Origin of the sequence: Blautia acetigignens (genome assembly GCF_025566865.1) — a bacterium.
Lineage (GTDB): Bacteria > Bacillota > Clostridia > Lachnospirales > Lachnospiraceae > Blautia_A > Blautia_A acetigignens.
Genome location: NZ_JAOQJM010000019.1, coordinates 1 through 17,303, shown reverse-complemented (window position 1 = coordinate 17,303; position 17,303 = coordinate 1). Strand labels below are relative to the sequence as shown.

The window sequence follows — 17,303 nt, the reverse complement described above, 5'->3', positions numbered from 1 at the left end:
TTGAAAAAACAATCCAATTTATCACGCCTGCTGGAAATTGCAGGTAGCCATAAGTACCTGACCTATGCTTCCTGGGTGCTTTCTGCAATCAGTGCCCTGATCGCTCTGGTACCCTTCTATTACATCTGGAAAATGATCAAGGAAGTACTGGAGGTGGCACCGAATTTTGGCCAGGCACAGAACCTGACCGGTAATGGCTGGATGGCAGTATTGTTTGCGGTTATAGCGGTGCTTGTCTACATAGCAGGGCTGATGTGTTCCCATTTAGGGGCATTTCGTATCGCCACAAACCTGCGTATCCAGACCATGGAACATATTGTCAGACTTCCCTTAGGTTTTGCCGAAAGTTTTGGCAGCGGAAAACTGCGCAAGATCGTCAACGAATCCAGCGCAGCCACTGAAACCTATCTCGCTCATCAGCTTCCCGACAGAGCCAATGCCATTGCAAGCCCCTGTGGTCTTTTGGTGCTGTTGTTTGCATTTGACTGGAGACTGGGTCTGTTGAGCCTTGTTCCGGTTGTGCTGGGATTTCTGATCATGATGACAATGACCGGAAAGCAGATGCAGGAAAAGATGAAAGAATACCAGAATGCGCTGGATGATATGTCCAACGAAGCGGTAGAGTATGTCCGCGGGATTCCGGTGGTAAAAACCTTTGGCCAGACCATCTTTTCCTTTAAGAAGTTTAAAGAATCCATTGACCGGTATAAAGTATGGGTGATCGCTTATACCAAGCAGCTTCGGACACCGATGATGTTCTATACAGCTGCAATCAACGGAGTTTTTGCCACACTGATCGCCGGAGGCTTGTTGCTGACACAAGACGGTGTGACTTCCGGTTTCTTACTGGATCTCATTTTCTATATCATCATTACACCGGTTATTTCTATTACACTGACACGTATCATGTTCCAAAGTGAAAATGCCATGATCGTAGATGACGCTTTACAGAGAATTGACAGCGTTTTGCGTTTGAAGCCTCTGGAGGAAACCAAACATCCAATACACCCGCACAATGCTTCCGTGGAACTGAAATCGGTTCATTTCAGTTATGATGGAGAAAAAGAAGTATTAGAAGATATTTCACTGACCATTCCTGAAGGGCAGACGGTAGCTTTTGTAGGCCCGTCCGGCGGTGGTAAGACAACCCTTGCCAACCTGATTTCCCGATTCTTTGATCCCCAGAGCGGAATGGTAAAAATCGGTGGTGTTAATGTGAAAGACATCCCAAAAGAGGAACTCATGAATACGGTGTCTTTCGTATTTCAGAACAGCCGTCTCATCAAGGCGTCCATTCTGGAAAATGTGCGTATGGGAAAACCGGAAGCTACCCGTGAGGAAGTTCTGACTGCCCTTCATCACGCGCAATGCGATGATATTCTGGAAAAACTCCCACAGGGTGTGGATACGGTCATCGGTACAAAGGGGGTCTATCTATCCGGTGGAGAGCAGCAGCGAATTGCCATTGCCCGTGTGATGCTGAAAAATGCTCCGATTATTATTCTGGATGAAGCCACTGCCTTTGCTGACCCGGATAACGAAAGCCGTGTACAGGCTGCTTTCTCAAAACTTTCCGAGGGAAAGACAGTGATTATGATTGCCCACAGGCTTTCTACCTTAACAAATGTGGATCAGATTTTTGTCATTCAGGACGGACAGGTTGCCGAGTGCGGGAACAGTCGTGAATTGCTTGCAAAAGACGGCATTTTCAGCCGTATGTGGAAAAATTACCAGACTTCCGTGCAATGGAAGGTAACAAAGGAGGTGCAGTGATATGAGCAAAAAACTGCAGAAAAAATATGCCCTGTCTGAACAGGGAGCAAAAGACCTGATCAAAGGCTGCCTGGCCTGTGTCCTTCAGAATCTGTCTTTTATGTTCCCGGTAGGACTTTTATATTACCTGGTCAGCGATCTGATGAACGGGGGTGTTCCCGGTGGGAAAATTCCATTTTATGTGGCAGGCTGCGTGGTGTGTATCGGCTTGATTCTGCTGACCACTTTCTTTCAATACAATGCGACCTATTTTGCCACTTACAAAGAAAGCGGTGTCCGCCGCATTACCCTGGCAGAGCATCTGCGCAAAATCCCTCTTTCTTTTTTCGGAAAAAAGGATTTAGCCGATCTTACCAGTACCATTATGGCGGACTGTACCTTTCTGGAACAGAGTTTTTCACATTTTATCCCTGAGCTTGTGGGTTCGATCATTTCTACGGTTCTGATTTCTATCGGTCTGCTCTTTACGGACTGGAGAATGGCGCTGGCTGCCTTATGGGTTCTGCCGGTTGCTTTTGCGATTGTGGGATTTTCCGCAAAGATTCAGGAAAATCTGAATCAGAAAGCGATGGATGTGAAGATGGCCTGCGCAGACGGGATACAGGAGTGTATTGAAACAGTTCGTGACCTGAAAGCGAACAATGCGGAGCAGGCATATTTAAAAGGGCTGGAAAAGAAGATCCGTGCTGTGGAGCATCGTTCCATCCTCAATGAATTCGGCCTTGCTGTTTTTGTGGTTTCCGCATCGCTGGTGCTGAAGCTTGGTATTGCAACGGTTGCGCTGGTGGGAGCTGTTCTACTCATGCAAGGAAGCCTCTCCGTGCTTACATTCTTTATGTTCCTTCTGGTAGTATCCCGTTTATATGACCCTCTGCAGGGCGCGCTCCAGAATCTTGCGGCAGTCATCAGTACACGAACCAACATTGCCCGAATGAATGAGATTCTCGATCATCCGATCCAGCAAGGCAGTGACAGGCTTTCCAATCAGGGGTATGATATTGTCTTTGACCATGTTGGGTTTGCCTACAATACCGGAGAAACAGTATTGAAAGATGTTTCCTTTACGGCAAAACAGGGAGAGGTTACGGCTTTGGTCGGCCCATCTGGCGGCGGGAAAACAACCGTATCCCGGCTGGCTGCAAGATTCTGGGATATTAACAGAGGAAAGATTACCGTGGGAGGTATGGATGTATCCCGAATAGACCCGGAAACACTGCTTTCTCTGTATTCCATCGTATTCCAGGATGTCACACTGTTTGACAATACGATTCTGGAGAATATCCGAATCGGAAACAAAGACGCCACAGATGAACAGGTCATTGCGGCTGCGAAACTTGCCAATGTGGATGAATTTGCCAAAAAACTGCCGGATGGATGGCATACCAATATCGGAGAAAATGGCTGTGAACTATCCGGCGGAGAGCGCCAGCGTATCTCTATTGCCCGTGCATTTCTGAAAAATGCGCCGATCATTCTTTTGGATGAAGCGACTGCTTCCCTGGATGTGGAAAATGAAACTCTGATACAGACAGCCCTTTCCCGTCTGATCGCAGATAAAACCGTTCTGGTTATCGCCCACAGGATGCGTACCGTAGCCGGAGCAGATAAGATCGTTGTCCTTTCTGATGGTACAGTTGCAGAAGAAGGATCACCAAAGGATCTGGAAGAAAAGAATGGTGTATATGCCCATATGGTAAAACTGCAGACAGAAAGCCAGAACTGGAAACTTGCGTGAAGAAGGAGGAAATGTAATGAACAAGAACCATTGTAAGCAGGAAAATATCCGACTTGGTACCCACGGAGAAGACTATGGAAGCTGGATGTCCAACCCTGTCTTTTACATCATTGGCGGAATCATGGAACAGGTTCATCGAGTCGTTCTTTCTCATCTGGACTATGACGGCGAGGGGAAGATTCTGGAAGTAGGCTGCGGCTCCGGAGCATTGACAATCCGTTCAGCTCTGACATGGCCGAAAGCAAAAGTGATCGGTGTTGATTACTGGGGCGCTGTGTACAATTACAGCAAAGCACTCTGCGAGAAGAATGCTGCCAGTGAGGGCGTGGCTTCCCGCTGTGTATTTCAGCACGGTGATGCGAAGCAGCTGGATTTTCCTGATGAGAGCTTTGATGTAGTTATCAGCAACTATGTCTATCACAATGTTATGGGTGCTGATATGCAGAAACTGCTGCTGGAAAGCCTGCGGGTATTGAAAAAAGGCGGCGTCTTTGCACTCAACGATGATATGAAACCAAAGATGTACGGTGACATGGAAGGTTTTGCGCAGAAACTGCGGGATATGGGGTATGAGGAAGTACGACTCGTTGACACTGCACAGGAAGCTTTTGGCTCCCACCGTTGGGCTGCCATGATGATGCTGGGGTCTTCCCGGCTGCTTGTCGGCAGAAAGTAATGTATCAAAACAGGAGGTTTGGCTATGTCCAAGTTAGGAGTCGTGGAGGATACCCTGTTTGTCCCTATGCTGGGAAGAATTTATGCTGCTGAGCATTGCCCACAAATTTTATATGATAAAAAAGCATTGGAATTGAAAAAGAAGCTGCCTTCAGACTTGATTAAACAGAATATGCAGAACCAGTATACCCTTTTGGCCTCTGCTTCCCGGTCTGCTAATATGGATCGGATTATTCGGTCTTTTCTGGAACGCAGACCGGACGGTGTGATTGTCCAACTGGGCTGTGGTCTGGAGACAACCTATCACCGATGTGATAACGGGAAGACACACTGGTATGCCGTGGATCTGCCTCATGTAATCGAATACCGGCGGGGACTTCTTCCCGAACCAGAGAGGGAATTATATATTTCCGGGGATGCCTTTGCAAAGGATTGGATCAAAAAAGTTCGCAATGATGTACTTGATGCTCCTATTCTCGTTACTGCAGGCGGGTTATTTCATTATTTTGAGGAACATAAGGTCATTGCCCTTCTGCGTATGATTGGGCAATTTGGAAATATGGAAGTTGTTTTTGATACGGTGAACAAAAGAGGAATGACCATGATGAAGAAAAAATATATGAAACAGGTCGGCCATGCCGATGCACAAATGTTCTTTTATGTGGATTCAGCGGAAGAACTGGCAGCAAAGATCGGGGGTAATGTGAAGGTGATTGCGGAGGAACCATACTATCGTTACATCCCTAAAAATGGCTTAAAGCTATCCACAAAGGTCAGTATGACAGTTTCTGATCAATTCAAGATGGTAAAGATGATACATCTAAAACTATAGTGGATATACAATATCAGAGAGAGAGAACTTTATCATTTTTTCGGACGCACTGATGAAACACCATCAAAAGCCGCTTTCTATCACCAGCGTGCAAAATTAAAAGATAATGCACTATGGGAACTTTTGCAAATCTTTAACCAGAAGCTTCAACCAACTCTATACAGAAACCGTTATCGTTTGGTTGCTTGTGACGGTTCTGTTGCTGATGAAGTCGATCCGGAACTTCTGGCAAAAGTATTGGCTAATCCAGAGATGTGGGCATTGCTCAATTCACTGGCGAAAACGATGAAGTAATGAAAAATAGTGAAAAAATAGTGTAATTTTAATAAAAAAACAATTCATAAAACGATATAATATATGGATAAAATGAGGATATTTATTGTGTATATGGATATTCTATCTCCATCAGTAAACTAAGTAAAATAAAAATTCTGCTTTACAAACAACAGATAAAGTATTAAAATAAACAAAAAGATATCTTCAGAGCAGGGTGAGATTCCCTACCGGCGGTAAAGCCCGCGAGCCGAGAGGCATGATCCGGTGAGATTCCGGGGCCGACAGTACAGTCTGGATGGAAGAAGATGATAGTACAGTTGATTTTTTGTATGAATGAATGTAGTATCAGAGCTCTGAGATGGTGATCCATTTCAGAGCTTTTTATATAGGAAAATCAGACATTCATTTATCAATCATATGTAACAGATCAATTCCACCCTGCAGATATTTCTGCAGGCTTTTTTTGTATCTGGTACATCGTTTTCGAAATAACTATACCATTCACTTGTCTGTGAATCCGATTGCACATGTTTAAAAGCCTCGGCGTAGCCCAGGCAAAGAACAGGAATAAGAAAGAAGGAATAGAAATGACGGATCAGGAATATATGCTTCGGGCTATTCAACTGGCCAAAAAAGGAGAAGGCTGGACGAATCCCAATCCTATGGTAGGGGCAGTGATCGTAAAAGACGGAAAGATCATCGGGGAAGGCTATCATAAAAAGTATGGAGAACTTCACGCGGAACGTAATGCAATTGCTTCTCTTACAGAATCAGCAGAAGGTGCGGTGATTTATGTCACGTTGGAGCCTTGCTGTCATCATGGTAAAACACCTCCATGTACGGAAGCGATCATTGAACAGAAGATCAGAAAAGTGGTGATCGGTTCCAGAGATCCGAATCCGAAAGTGGCAGGAAAAGGTGTACAGATGTTAAGGGAAGCCGGTGTAACAGTAGTTGAAGATTTTATGAGAGAAGAATGTGATCAGCTGAACCCGGTGTTTTTCCATTATATTACTACGAAGACCCCTTATGTGGTAATGAAGTATGCCATGACACTGGATGGGAAGATCGCAACGAAAACAGGAGCATCAAAATGGATCACCGGAGAATCTGCACGAAAAGAAGTACAGCATATGCGGCATCAGTACATGGGAATCATGGCTGGTATTGGAACTGTGCTTGCAGATGATCCGATGTTAAACGTCCGGGTAGAAGGCTGGAAAAGTCCTGTCAGGATTGTGTGTGACAGTAAGCTCAGGATCCCGCCGGGCAGTCAGATTGTAAAAAGTGCGGAAAAGTACCGGACGATCGTGGCTTATGCAGAACAGAAAAATGCAAAAGAGAAAATAAAAATATTACATACCATGGGAGTTGAAACCATTTACTGTCCCGACGAAAAGAATCAGATAGACCTTAAGAAGCTGATGGCAGATCTGGGAAACAGAGGCATTGACAGCATCCTCCTGGAGGGAGGAGGTACGTTAAATGACAGTGCACTGCGAGCTGGAATTGTAAAGGAAGTACAGGCTTTTGTGGCACCAAAGCTGTTTGGCGGTGTGGCTGGGAAGACACCGGTAGAGGGTATTGGAGTTGAACTGCCGTCTGAAGCAGTGGAACTGAAATATACAGATATCTGTCAGATCGGTGAGGATATCCGGATAAAATGTCAGGTGTGTGATAAAAAACAGGAGGAATCATGTTTACAGGAATCGTAGAAGAGAAAGGAAAAGTCCGTTATATACAGCTGACAGGGGAATCAGGGATCCTGGCAGTGAAAGCCCGGAAAGTCCTGGAAGGGACAAGGATCGGTGACAGTATCGCTGTGAATGGTGTGTGTCTGACAGTTACGTCGATTCAGCCGGACGGATTTACTGCCGATGTGATGGCAGAGACGATCAGAAGAAGCAGTCTTGGCAGCTGCAAGGCCGGAAGCCAGGTAAACCTGGAACGTGCAATGGCTGCAGACGGCAGGTTCGGGGGACACATAGTAAGCGGCCATATTGATGGGACTGGCGTGATACGTTCCATGCTCCGGGAAGAAAATGCCATCTGGGTATCAATTGAGACATCGCCACAGATTTTGCATCTGATCGTGGAAAAAGGATCCGTCTGTATTGATGGGATCAGCCTGACAGTTGCAAGGGTTGATGAAGCTGGTTTTCAGGTGTCGGTCATTCCACATACAGGAGAAGAAACCACTCTTTTGGAAAAGGTGCCGGGGGATCTGGTTAATCTGGAAAATGATGTGATCGGAAAATACGTAGAAAAACTGCTTGGCATCAGAAAAAACGAAGAAGAGAAAAAAGAATCCGGAATTACGATGGAGTTTCTTGAAGAATTCGGGTTTTAGAACAGGAGGATATACACTATGTCACAAAATTATCAGTACAACACAATTGAAGAAGCACTTAGGGATCTTAAGGAAGGAAAAATAGTTCTGGTCACAGATGATCCGGACAGAGAAAATGAGGGAGATCTGATATGTGCGGCAGAGTTTGCGACCAGGGAAAATATTAATTTCATGGCGACCTATGCAAAGGGTCTTATCTGTACACCGATGAGTGCAGAAATTGCGGCGAGATTGAACTTTCCGCCGATGGTTGCGGAGAACACGGACAATCACAGTACAGCATTTACCGTGGCAGTAGATCACGCAGATACAACCACAGGTATCTCTGCGGAAGAGCGCTCCTATACTATCATGAAGTGTGTGGATGATCAGTCAAAACCGGAGGATTTCAGAAGACCGGGACATGTATTTCCGCTTATTTCCAGAAAAGGCGGGGTTCTGGTACGAAATGGCCATACGGAGGCAACAACAGATCTTTTGAGACTTGCCGGACTGAAGGAATGCGGCGTGTGCTGTGAAGTTATGAAAGAAGATGGAACTATGATGCGTACATCACAGCTATGGGAAATGGCAAAAGAGCATAACCTTACATTTATTACGATCCGTGATCTGCAGGATTATATAAGAATACATGAAAAGCATGTAAAGGAGGAAGCAGCTGCAAACCTCCCAACGCAGTACGGTGATTTTAAAATGTATGGTTATATCAATGACATTACAGGAGAGCATCATCTGGCACTGGTAAAAGGTGATCTGGGAGATGGTGAAGATGTGCTTTGCCGGGTACATTCGGAGTGTCTGACAGGGGATGCATTCGGATCACTCAGATGTGACTGTGGCCTGCAGCTGCAGACAGCGATGCGCCAGGTAGAGGCGGAAGGCAGAGGGATCATTCTGTATATGAGACAGGAAGGCAGAGGAATCGGACTGATCAATAAGATCAAAGCTTATGCGCTTCAGGAACAGGGATACGATACCGTGGAGGCTAATGTGAAGTTAGGGTTTGCACCGGATCTCAGAGAGTACTGGGTTGGGGCACAGATACTGTCAGACCTTGGTGTGAAATCATTAAGATTACTGACAAATAACCCGGATAAAGTTTATGGACTTGGTGAATTTGGGCTGAAGATCAATGAGAGAGTACCTCTGGAGATTCCGGTACAAAAGTATGACCGGAAGTATATGAAGACGAAGCAGGAAAAGATGGGTCATATTTTTAAAGAAATAAATTTATAAAAAAACAGTAAATATCAGGAGGAAGAAAAAATGAGACAGATCAATTTAGTAGAAGGAAAAGTAGTAGCACCGGAGGGAATGAAGGTTGGTATCGTGGCAGCGAGATTCAATGAGATCATTGTGAATAAATTATTGGGAGGGGCAGTCGACGGACTGGTAAGACATGGAGTAGAAGAAGAGAATATTACTGCTGCATGGGTGCCGGGAGCATTTGAGATCCCGCTTACAGCACAGAAAATGGCACAGTCAGGAAAATATGATGCAGTTATCTGCGTGGGAGCTGTCATCCGTGGAGATACTTCACATTATGATCTGGTGTGCAATGAATCTGCCAAGGGGATTGCACAGGTTGAACTTGCAACAGGAATCCCGGTCTTATTCGGAGTGATCACGACTGAGAATATCGAGCAGGCTATTGCGCGTGCAGGAAGCAAAGCAGGAAATAAAGGCTATGACTGTGCATTATCTGCGATCGAAATGGTCAATCTGATGAAGCAGCTCTAAAAGACAGGAAAATAAATGATGACAAAAACGATCATATTCGACTATGATGGAACGATCCATCATACCCTTGGAATCTATGAACCGGCATTTCGTGAAACCTATCAGTGGCTGACAGAACAGAAGGTTGCAGAAGAACGGGAGATAGGCTCGGCGGAAATTGCCGGCTGGCTGGGATTTAACAGTAAGGAGATGTGGAATACATTTTTGCCGGAGCTGGATCAGAGCTATAAAGAGCAGGCAAGCAGGATGGTAGGAGAACTGATGGTCAGACAGATCAGGAAGCATAAGGCAGTGTGGTATCCGGGAGCAGAGGAGATGCTTACAGCTTTGAAGAACCGGGGATATCATCTTGTGATCTTAAGTAACTGTAAGGCTTCATATCGTGAGGCGCACTGGAAGGAATTTGGGATGGAACGATGGTTCGATCATTTTTATGACTGTGAATCGTATGGATTCCGTCCAAAGACAGAAATTGTGCAGGAAATTATCCGGGAATATACAGGCCCTTATCTGGTGGTCGGAGACAGGAGGCAGGATCTGGAATGTGCCAGAGCTTGCAAAAGCCCTTTTATAGGATGCCTGTATGGATATGGTGAGAAAGGGGAACTGAATGGGGCTGATTATTATGCAGAACATATAGAGGATATACTGCAGATGGTGATATGATTTTTGCAATATAAAAATCTGAAGGAAAAAAGTTAAAAATAAGTACTTCTGTAAAATAAAAGGATATAGAAAATTTGCAACAACTTGTTGCAAATTCTGAGGCGGGGATGATTTTAGGATAGTCATAGTGATAGAGGTAATCCACTTTTCTAACCCCATCTGTACAGTAAAGTTCTCAAGTCCAGTTGTACAAAGCGCTACTGCACGGGGAACCAGATGGAATGCATCTCCACTTCCTAAAAGAACTGCCATAATTCCAAACATGGTAAACTGTCGGTTTCCTTTGCCTTTGCGGATCATTTATAGATTTTACTGTGGAAGATTTTGCATAAAGTGTTTTCCGTGCTTGTGTGTACCATTATCTGATATCAAAGCAGTACAGGGTGATTCCGGCCATGCACAGGTCAATATGATTACGGATGCGTACTCTCATATTCCGGATGATGACCAAAGGAAAAATGCAGAGCTTTTTAAAGAAGCATTTTATGAGAAAAAGAATCTGAATCCAGAGAGGCGGGCGTTGCTCAATTCGTTGGCGAAAACGATGAAGTAATGAAAAATAGTGAAAAAATAGTGTAATTTTAATGAAAAAACAATCCATAAAACGATATAATATATGGATGAAATGAGGATATTTATTGTGTATATGGATATTCTATCTCCATCAAATCTATTGAAATCTCCATCATTTGTTGATAGAATGATGGAAATAAATCTGAAGTGAAGGAGATTCCTATGAGAGACTTTGATTTTATTGTAAGTCCTGAAAAATTGTTAACACCTGAAATTGTTCAGATGGTTAGCAGCATTCATGAACATAAAGGCAAACAGGAATTATTTCTCGAAGCCAATGTAGATGAATTGAAAACACTCTTAGAAGTTGCATTGGTTCAGAGTACGGGAGCATCCAACCGAATCGAAGGTATATTTACAAGCGATAAGCGTTTGGAAGAATTGGTAAGTCAAAAAGCAGAACCCCGCAACCGATCTGAGCAGGAAATTGCTGGTTATCGTGAAGTACTTTCCACAATTTACGAAGGTTATGAATATATCAACCCAAGACCGAACATTATTTTGCAGTTACATCGAGATCTGTACTCCTATTCACAGGGATCTGCTGGTGGAAGTTATAAGAATTCCGATAATGTAATTGCAGAAACAGATGCCGAGGGTCATCAGAAGGCACGTTTTATTCCAGTTCCCGCATTTCAGACTGCTGAAGCGATGGAAGAACTTTGCGCTCGCTTCCTTGAAGCATGGGAAGCTGACCGCATTGATAAACTGGTTTTGATTCCCATGTTCATTCTGGACTTTCTGTGCATTCATCCTTTCAATGACGGAAATGGTAGGATGAGCCGTTTGCTCACTTTACTGCTTTTTTACAAGGCGGGATACATCGTTGGAAAATATGTCAGTATGGAAATGCTGATTGAAAAGACAAAAGAAACATATTATGAAGCCCTTCAAGCAAGTTCTACTGGCTGGCATGAGGGCGAAAACAGCTATGAGCCTTTTGTTAAATATTATCTGGGTATCATGTTGAAAGCATACAATGAATTCGAAAGCCGTGTAGAGTATTTGAAGCATCGGAGTCTTTCTAAGCCTGATAGAATTAAAGCGGTTATTGATAACAAGGTTGGCAAAATTACAAAGAAAGAAATCATGGAGCTTTGTCCTGATATAAGCAAAATTACCGTGGAAAGGACTTTGACGAATCTGGTTAAGAGTGGGTATATCGCAAAAGTTGGTGCAGGTCCATCTACTGGTTATGTCCGTGTTTAAAAATATGAAAGTAGCTTATAAATTTGCCAGTCAAAACCGGCATTTTCTTAGCAAAAATCATTGCCTTTTATGTCGGCTTCTATAGCCGTAATCCTTTAATATCTTTAATACGTGATAAGATCGTATTGCAGCTGCAGCTGATAACGCCGGGAAGTGTATCAATGACTGTGTGCAGGAAGTGTTCCATTTCATCACTTGATGAAGCAACGGCATGTACATGCAGCTTGTCTCTTCCTGTGACACGGTAAATCTGCGTGACAGTATCATTATTATGTAATATATCTGTCACCTGCGACAGATGGTCTGGTTTTATCTCGATTTCAAAATAGCATGAAACAGCACCGCTGATCTTTTGAGGGTTTATTATAGTTGTATATTCTTCAATTATGCCTTGTTTCTCCAGAGCCTGAATCCGGGCTTTTACTGCCACTCTGGAAATACCGGTTTCTTTACCGATATCAGAGTAAGAAATACGTGCATTTTCTATAAGCAACTGGATGATTTTCTGATCCAGTTCATCTAAACCGTTCAGGTACATAAGTGTCCCTCCTGTAAAATAATATCCTCCGGATATTAAATATCATATCATTTATTTAGCTGAAAGTAAACGCGGGCTTGACTTAGCAGCTGTAGCTACATATAATTGTTTCATAACGTAATTTAAAACTTGCGTTTTGAATGTATGGAATAGATTCTGGTGAAGGAAAGAATAAGCGAAATTATAAAGGCTTTGGAGGAATATGATAATGTCAAAAGATGAATATTTGCTCACAGATACGCCTCTTAAAGCGTTGACGGTTTTTGCAATGCCAATGATTTTGGGCAGTTTTTTTCAGCAAATATACAATATGGCTGACTCTATCATCGTCGGCCAATTTGTTGGCTCCTCTGCACTTGCAGCTGTCGGGGCCTGCGCAGCGCTGACCAATGTTTTCATTTGTGTGGCACTGGGGGCAGGTGTCGGTGCCGGTGTGCTCGTGAGCCGCTATTTCGGTGCCAGGGAGTATGGAAAAATGAAGACCATCGTGTCAACGTCCTTGTTTAGCTTTTTAATTTTAAGCATAGTCCTTGGTGTTTTTGGCTTTTGCTTTTCCCACTCGATGATGAGAGTATTACAAACCCCTGGCGATATACTGAATGATGCAGTGTTATATCTGCGGGTCTATTTTGTGGGCTTTCCGTTTCTGTTTATGTATAACATTCTTTCCAACATGTTCACTTCCATTGGTGAATCAAAAATCCCACTGGGGCTCCTGGTATTCTCGTCAATCTTAAATATTTTTATGGATCTTTGGATGGTGGCAGGACTTGGTCTCGGTGTGTTTGGTGCAGCCCTTGCGACTCTTATAGCACAGGGGATTTCTGCGGTGTTTTCACTTTTTCTTTTCCTTAGCCGGATGCGTCGATATAAAAGTCGCTTTGACTGGTTTGACAGGCAGGAGTTATATTCCATGCTTCAAATTGCTGTACCTTCGGTTCTTCAGCAGTCTACAGTGTCCATCGGTATGATGATCGTACAGGCTGTTGTAAATCCTTTCGGTACACAGGCACTTGCGGGTTATGCGGCGACGATGCGGGTAGAGAATGTTTTTTCATTGATTTTTGTATCCATTGGCAATGCGGTTTCCCCATATGTTTCCCAGAATCTTGGTGCAAAGAAAATTGAACGGATCAAAAAAGGATATCACGCTGCACTGGTGTTAGATGTATGTTTTGCAGTTCTTGCTTTTATAGTCATTGAAACATTGCATACTCAGATTTCCTCACTATTCCTTGGTAAAGATGGAACTGCCCTGGCTTATCAGGTATCCGAGGGTTATATGAGATGGCTCGGTTACTTCTTCATCTTTATGGGAATCAAAATGGCAACCGATGGGGTCCTTCGTGGTCTTGGAATCATGCGCCCGTTCCTTATTGCAAATATGGTGAATCTGGCGATCCGTCTGTCGGTTGCTTTGATTTGTGCACCGCGTTTTGGCATTGTGTTTGTCTGGCTTGCTGTACCAGCAGGTTGGTTTGCAAACTTTTTAATATCCTATGTGGCTCTTCGGAGATCATGGCCGACTGATAAAGAGGTGCAATCTCGATAGCCTAAAGTAATTTAAAAGGAGAAATTTATAGTATGAACGATAAATGTGTGGTATTGAATGCAAAGAAAATGAATTTTGATGGGAAGCTGGATTTTTCCGTTTTATCTTCTGATGTTACAGTATATGATGATACAACAGAACAGCAGCTGTCAGAGCGTATTCAGGGTGCAGATATCATTGTAACAAAGGAGATGCCTGTGAGTGCAGAAATGATACAGAAATTTCCGGAATCTGTTAAACTGATCTGCGAGGCAGGTACAGGATATAATAATATTGATCTTGAAGCAGCACGAAAGAAGGGGATTACAGTCTGCAATATCCCGGCATACAGCACAGAACGTGTGGCACATACTGCGATCATGATGATATTGAATCTGAGTTCTGCAATGCAGGTACAGATGAAGATGCTGGCATGCGGAAATCATGACAATTTTACCAGAAATCTTCAGGTTCCGCATGTTGAGGTAAATGGAAAAACACTTGGTGTTATAGGTGCAGGACACATTGGCAGGAAAGTTATCCAGATCGCACAGGCTTTGGATATGAACATACTTGTATATACCAGGACACCGAAAGAGGATGAGAAGGGGATCTGCTATGTATCGCTTGAGGAGCTGCTTAAGAATAGTGATTATGTTTCCATGCACTGTCCATTGACAGAAAGTACAAAACATATGATCAATAAAGAAACTCTATCGCTTATGAAGCCATCAGCGTTTATTATTAATACTTCAAGAGGTGCGCTTATTGATGAGGCTGCTCTTATAGAAGCATTAGAAAATGGTATGATTGCAGGAGCCGGACTTGATGTTCAGGAAACTGAACCACCTGAAGAAGCAAACCCTCTTTATACTATGGATCAAGTCCTTTTGACGCCACATATGGGATGGAAAGGACTTGAGACAAGACAGCGGTTGGTTTCTATTCTGGCGGATAATATAAAGCAGTTTATGGAAGGAAATCCGATCAATGTTGTATCAGATCTATAGTATCTGGCAGCAAAGTGATGATATAACTTCCGGGTTTGCAGAGTGAAAAAAATATAATTACAATCAATAAGTCAGTGCTTTGATATCTTCTTCCAATATAGCAGGAATAACATAAACAATAGAATTACTGGAAAAAATAAGTCCGAATAGTCGTCAGAAACGCTGAGAAGAAATTATTCTCAGCGTTTTTTGAACATTACTATAATGTCAAGGAATCTTCTGCATCTACCCCACATCTGTAAATTTCCATCAAGATACAGTCTCGCATATTCTAGTGGTTCATCAATGGCAAGTGTGTTTAATGCACAATCTGATCCGGGTGTGGTTCTCAAATTCTTTTCTGCTTTCCAGCAGTCAATGCGAAGCATATAGCCTGCACTGATATAAACATCAATGCTGTTTCGTCCGGGATTATATTCTGCAAATATTGTTCTCATCGTATTTTATCTCCTTATCGTTCAATCAATTATTTGCTACAAAAATCAGAAGCATTTCAATCAGTTCACCATGTCACTTTTATTTTGTGTTATACTGTTTTACATAATTTTCTTGGTCTTGTATTTTCCCTTATCAGAGTTCGTAAACACTGGCGGGACGATATAACACAAGGGAAACAATAAGGGAAAGCTCAATCGGTATTTGAGGAAAAGAAGAATGGAAGATAAAAAAATATTACTCGATAATATTAACAAAATTCATACAACTGAACTGGGAGTTGATAGAATTAAAAGAAATCTAAAAATAGATATAGTAGATGTTGTTGAGTATTGCAAAAATAAGGTGTTGGATGAAAATTGCCATATATACAAACAAGGTAAAAATTGGTATTGCGAAATTGAAAATGTCAAAATCACTATCAATTCATATAGTTATACAATTATTACAGCACATATTATTAAGTAAATTATAAGTTGAGGTGAAATTATGGCATCAAGCAAAGAATATTTAGAGTTTATTTTAGGGCAGCTATCTGAGTTAGAAGAAATTACTTATCGAGCTATGATGGGAGAATTTATTATTTATTATCGAGGAAAGATTGTAGGTGGTATCTATGATGATAGATTACTTGTTAAACCAGTAAAAGCAGCAATTAGTTATATGCCGACAGCTTCATATGAATTACCCTATGAGGGAGCAAAAGAGATGTTGTTGGTAGATGAAGTTGATAATAAGGGATTTTTGGCAGGTTTGTTTGGTGCTATGTATGACGAACTGCCAGCTCCAAAACCGAAAAAGAAGAAACAAACAACCCCCAGTTTTTAAAACTAAGAAAACTGGAATTTACGGAGGTTAAAGATATGGATTATATTAGAGACCGAAAAAGTAATATTTCATTTAGCTTACATGATAGTAGGATATTACAGATTGAAATTAATGAAGATAAATTATCCTTAAATATGGATCGAATATTTCAATATACTGATAATGAAGAAAAGTGGTATAAGGGAATAATTGAATTTACAAATATTGATAAAGAAGAGTGCAATATTATGGTATTTAACGCTCCATACGGGTATAACGAAGTGAAATCTTTTTCTGGTAAAGAATTATCTTTTGATGAATTTAAGGAGCAATACCCTAATGCAGAATTTGAAATCGTTACAGAGGGATATTGCGGATATGACATAACATTTCAGGGATACATTTGGCAAGCAGAGAACGTTTCGCTTTTTGGAATCATGAGAATCTGGAATATAGGTAATATGATATATCGAATTTAACAACTTCCAGTTGAACAAAATCGCTGCGCGATGGCCTGCCAAGGCTGTGGCGCAGTTTTATTTTTATTAAAAAGCAGTGGAATTACTTTTCATAATCCGTTATTGTTAAGTTACCACACGAAACAACTGAACTAAGAAAGCTCCACTGCCTATGATAAGAATAACATTTTCTAGTCTCTTCCGCAATCGGAATTATGACGCTAATGCACCTCCGAATAGGTAGATGTAATTATTAACACTACTTATTCTGGAGGTTTTATTATGTATAAAGATATTTTTGAATCCATACGCAATGAAGCGGAAAAACGTAACCTGCGTGAAAGAACTATTCAACTGTATTGCTCTGATGTCAGTTACTTCCTTCGTTGGATTGGAAAAAATGTTTCTGATCTTACACTTGAAGATGCGGAAAGTTTTCTTACTGCAAAACGTCTGGAAGGCAGGTCTCCTGAAACTCACAATCACTATCGGTCTGCAATCAAGTTCTTATATAAAAAGGTGCTGAAGATTCTCTGGGATGATGACACTGTTCCGGCTATGAAAAGAGAGCGAAATCTTCCTGCCGTTCTGTCCCGCGATGAAATAAATGCAATCATTGACGCCACTCCGAATCTGAAACATAAAGCGATTATTGCAACTATGTATTCTTCCGGATTACGTGTATCGGAGGTCGT

At 42.3% G+C, this 17,303-nt stretch carries 18 protein-coding genes, 2 pseudogenes and 1 riboswitch; of the genes and pseudogenes, 17 read left to right on the top strand and 3 right to left on the bottom strand.

Going from position 1 to position 17,303, the window contains the following annotated elements:
- The 9 genes from OCV70_RS16545 (at nt 1) to OCV70_RS16505 (ending at nt 10,047) form a co-directional block, all read left to right on the top strand.
- Nucleotides 1–1,773, top strand: coding sequence for an ABC transporter ATP-binding protein (locus tag OCV70_RS16545; protein WP_117855179.1), 1,773 nt, complete (start codon nt 1–3; stop codon nt 1,771–1,773).
- A gap of 1 nt (nt 1,774) precedes the next feature.
- Nucleotides 1,775–3,508: an ABC transporter ATP-binding protein gene (locus OCV70_RS16540; protein WP_117855176.1), complete on the top strand. Its 1,734-nt coding sequence runs from the start codon at nt 1,775–1,777 to the stop codon at nt 3,506–3,508.
- A gap of 16 nt (nt 3,509–3,524) precedes the next feature.
- On the top strand, nt 3,525–4,184 hold the full coding sequence (locus tag OCV70_RS16535; protein ID WP_117855174.1) for a class I SAM-dependent methyltransferase: 660 nt from the start codon (nt 3,525–3,527) through the stop codon (nt 4,182–4,184).
- Nucleotides 4,185–4,208: 24 nt separating this feature from the next.
- On the top strand, nt 4,209–5,015 hold the full coding sequence (locus OCV70_RS16530) for a class I SAM-dependent methyltransferase (protein WP_117855172.1): 807 nt from the start codon (nt 4,209–4,211) through the stop codon (nt 5,013–5,015).
- A 472-nt stretch (nt 5,016–5,487) separates the two neighbouring features.
- Nucleotides 5,488–5,602: riboswitch (FMN riboswitch) on the top strand.
- A gap of 276 nt (nt 5,603–5,878) precedes the next feature.
- On the top strand, nt 5,879–7,006 hold the full coding sequence (ribD, locus tag OCV70_RS16525) for a bifunctional diaminohydroxyphosphoribosylaminopyrimidine deaminase/5-amino-6-(5-phosphoribosylamino)uracil reductase RibD (RefSeq protein WP_009243651.1): 1,128 nt from the start codon (nt 5,879–5,881) through the stop codon (nt 7,004–7,006).
- On the top strand, nt 6,988–7,641 hold the full coding sequence (ribE, locus tag OCV70_RS16520; protein WP_004844978.1) for a riboflavin synthase: 654 nt from the start codon (nt 6,988–6,990) through the stop codon (nt 7,639–7,641). Before ribD ends, ribE begins: the two co-directional genes overlap by 19 nt.
- Before the next feature lie 18 nt (nt 7,642–7,659).
- Nucleotides 7,660–8,877: a bifunctional 3,4-dihydroxy-2-butanone-4-phosphate synthase/GTP cyclohydrolase II gene (locus OCV70_RS16515; protein WP_117855170.1), complete on the top strand. Its 1,218-nt coding sequence runs from the start codon at nt 7,660–7,662 to the stop codon at nt 8,875–8,877.
- 30 nt (nt 8,878–8,907) lie between these two features.
- Complete coding sequence (gene ribH, locus OCV70_RS16510; RefSeq protein ID WP_006427673.1) at nt 8,908–9,381, top strand: 6,7-dimethyl-8-ribityllumazine synthase; 474 nt, start codon at nt 8,908–8,910, stop codon at nt 9,379–9,381.
- Between the two features lie 15 nt (nt 9,382–9,396).
- Complete coding sequence (locus OCV70_RS16505; RefSeq protein ID WP_117855168.1) at nt 9,397–10,047, top strand: HAD family hydrolase; 651 nt, start codon at nt 9,397–9,399, stop codon at nt 10,045–10,047.
- 117 nt (nt 10,048–10,164) lie between these two features.
- Here the strand turns inward: OCV70_RS16505 and OCV70_RS19925 are convergent.
- A pseudogene (locus OCV70_RS19925) lies at nt 10,165–10,347 on the bottom strand (hypothetical protein); the annotation flags it as partial.
- Nucleotides 10,348–10,393: 46 nt separating this feature from the next.
- Here OCV70_RS19925 and OCV70_RS16500 point away from each other — a divergent pair.
- Together OCV70_RS16500 and OCV70_RS16495 are read left to right on the top strand one after the other, a co-directional pair.
- Nucleotides 10,394–10,600 carry a hypothetical protein gene (locus OCV70_RS16500; RefSeq protein WP_044929370.1) on the top strand — a complete coding sequence of 69 codons (207 nt, stop codon included), beginning with the start codon at nt 10,394–10,396 and terminating at the stop codon, nt 10,598–10,600.
- A 167-nt stretch (nt 10,601–10,767) separates the two neighbouring features.
- A complete protein-coding gene (locus OCV70_RS16495) occupies nt 10,768–11,829 on the top strand; it encodes a Fic family protein (protein ID WP_456298161.1) in 1,062 nt (353 codons plus the stop codon).
- Nucleotides 11,830–11,908: 79 nt separating this feature from the next.
- Here OCV70_RS16495 and OCV70_RS16490 read toward each other — a convergent pair whose 3' ends face one another.
- Nucleotides 11,909–12,367, bottom strand: a complete 459-nt coding sequence (locus OCV70_RS16490; RefSeq protein ID WP_015541477.1) for an Lrp/AsnC family transcriptional regulator — start codon at nt 12,365–12,367, stop codon at nt 11,909–11,911.
- A gap of 208 nt (nt 12,368–12,575) precedes the next feature.
- Here OCV70_RS16490 and OCV70_RS16485 point away from each other — a divergent pair, with 208 nt between their 5' ends.
- A complete protein-coding gene (locus OCV70_RS16485) occupies nt 12,576–13,919 on the top strand; it encodes an MATE family efflux transporter (protein ID WP_117855163.1) in 1,344 nt (447 codons plus the stop codon).
- Between the two features lie 32 nt (nt 13,920–13,951).
- Entirely contained in the window at nt 13,952–14,908 is a 957-nt protein-coding gene (locus tag OCV70_RS16480; protein WP_117855161.1) for a 2-hydroxyacid dehydrogenase, read from the top strand.
- A gap of 199 nt (nt 14,909–15,107) precedes the next feature.
- On the opposite strand, the pseudogene OCV70_RS16475 reads toward OCV70_RS16480, so the two are convergent.
- Nucleotides 15,108–15,345, bottom strand: a pseudogene (locus OCV70_RS16475) (DUF6061 family protein).
- A gap of 217 nt (nt 15,346–15,562) precedes the next feature.
- On the opposite strand from OCV70_RS16475, the gene OCV70_RS16470 reads away from it, so the two are divergent.
- The 4 genes from OCV70_RS16470 to OCV70_RS16455 all read left to right on the top strand — a co-directional run.
- Entirely contained in the window at nt 15,563–15,811 is a 249-nt protein-coding gene (locus tag OCV70_RS16470) for a DUF3781 domain-containing protein (protein ID WP_117567917.1), read from the top strand.
- Between the two features lie 21 nt (nt 15,812–15,832).
- Nucleotides 15,833–16,171 carry a TfoX/Sxy family protein gene (locus OCV70_RS16465; protein ID WP_117855159.1) on the top strand — a complete coding sequence of 113 codons (339 nt, stop codon included), beginning with the start codon at nt 15,833–15,835 and terminating at the stop codon, nt 16,169–16,171.
- A 35-nt stretch (nt 16,172–16,206) separates the two neighbouring features.
- Nucleotides 16,207–16,629, top strand: coding sequence for a hypothetical protein (locus tag OCV70_RS16460; protein WP_117855156.1), 423 nt, complete (start codon nt 16,207–16,209; stop codon nt 16,627–16,629).
- A 261-nt stretch (nt 16,630–16,890) separates the two neighbouring features.
- A partial coding sequence (locus OCV70_RS16455) for a tyrosine-type recombinase/integrase (RefSeq protein ID WP_262579892.1) occupies nt 16,891–17,303 on the top strand: 413 nt, incomplete at its 3' end.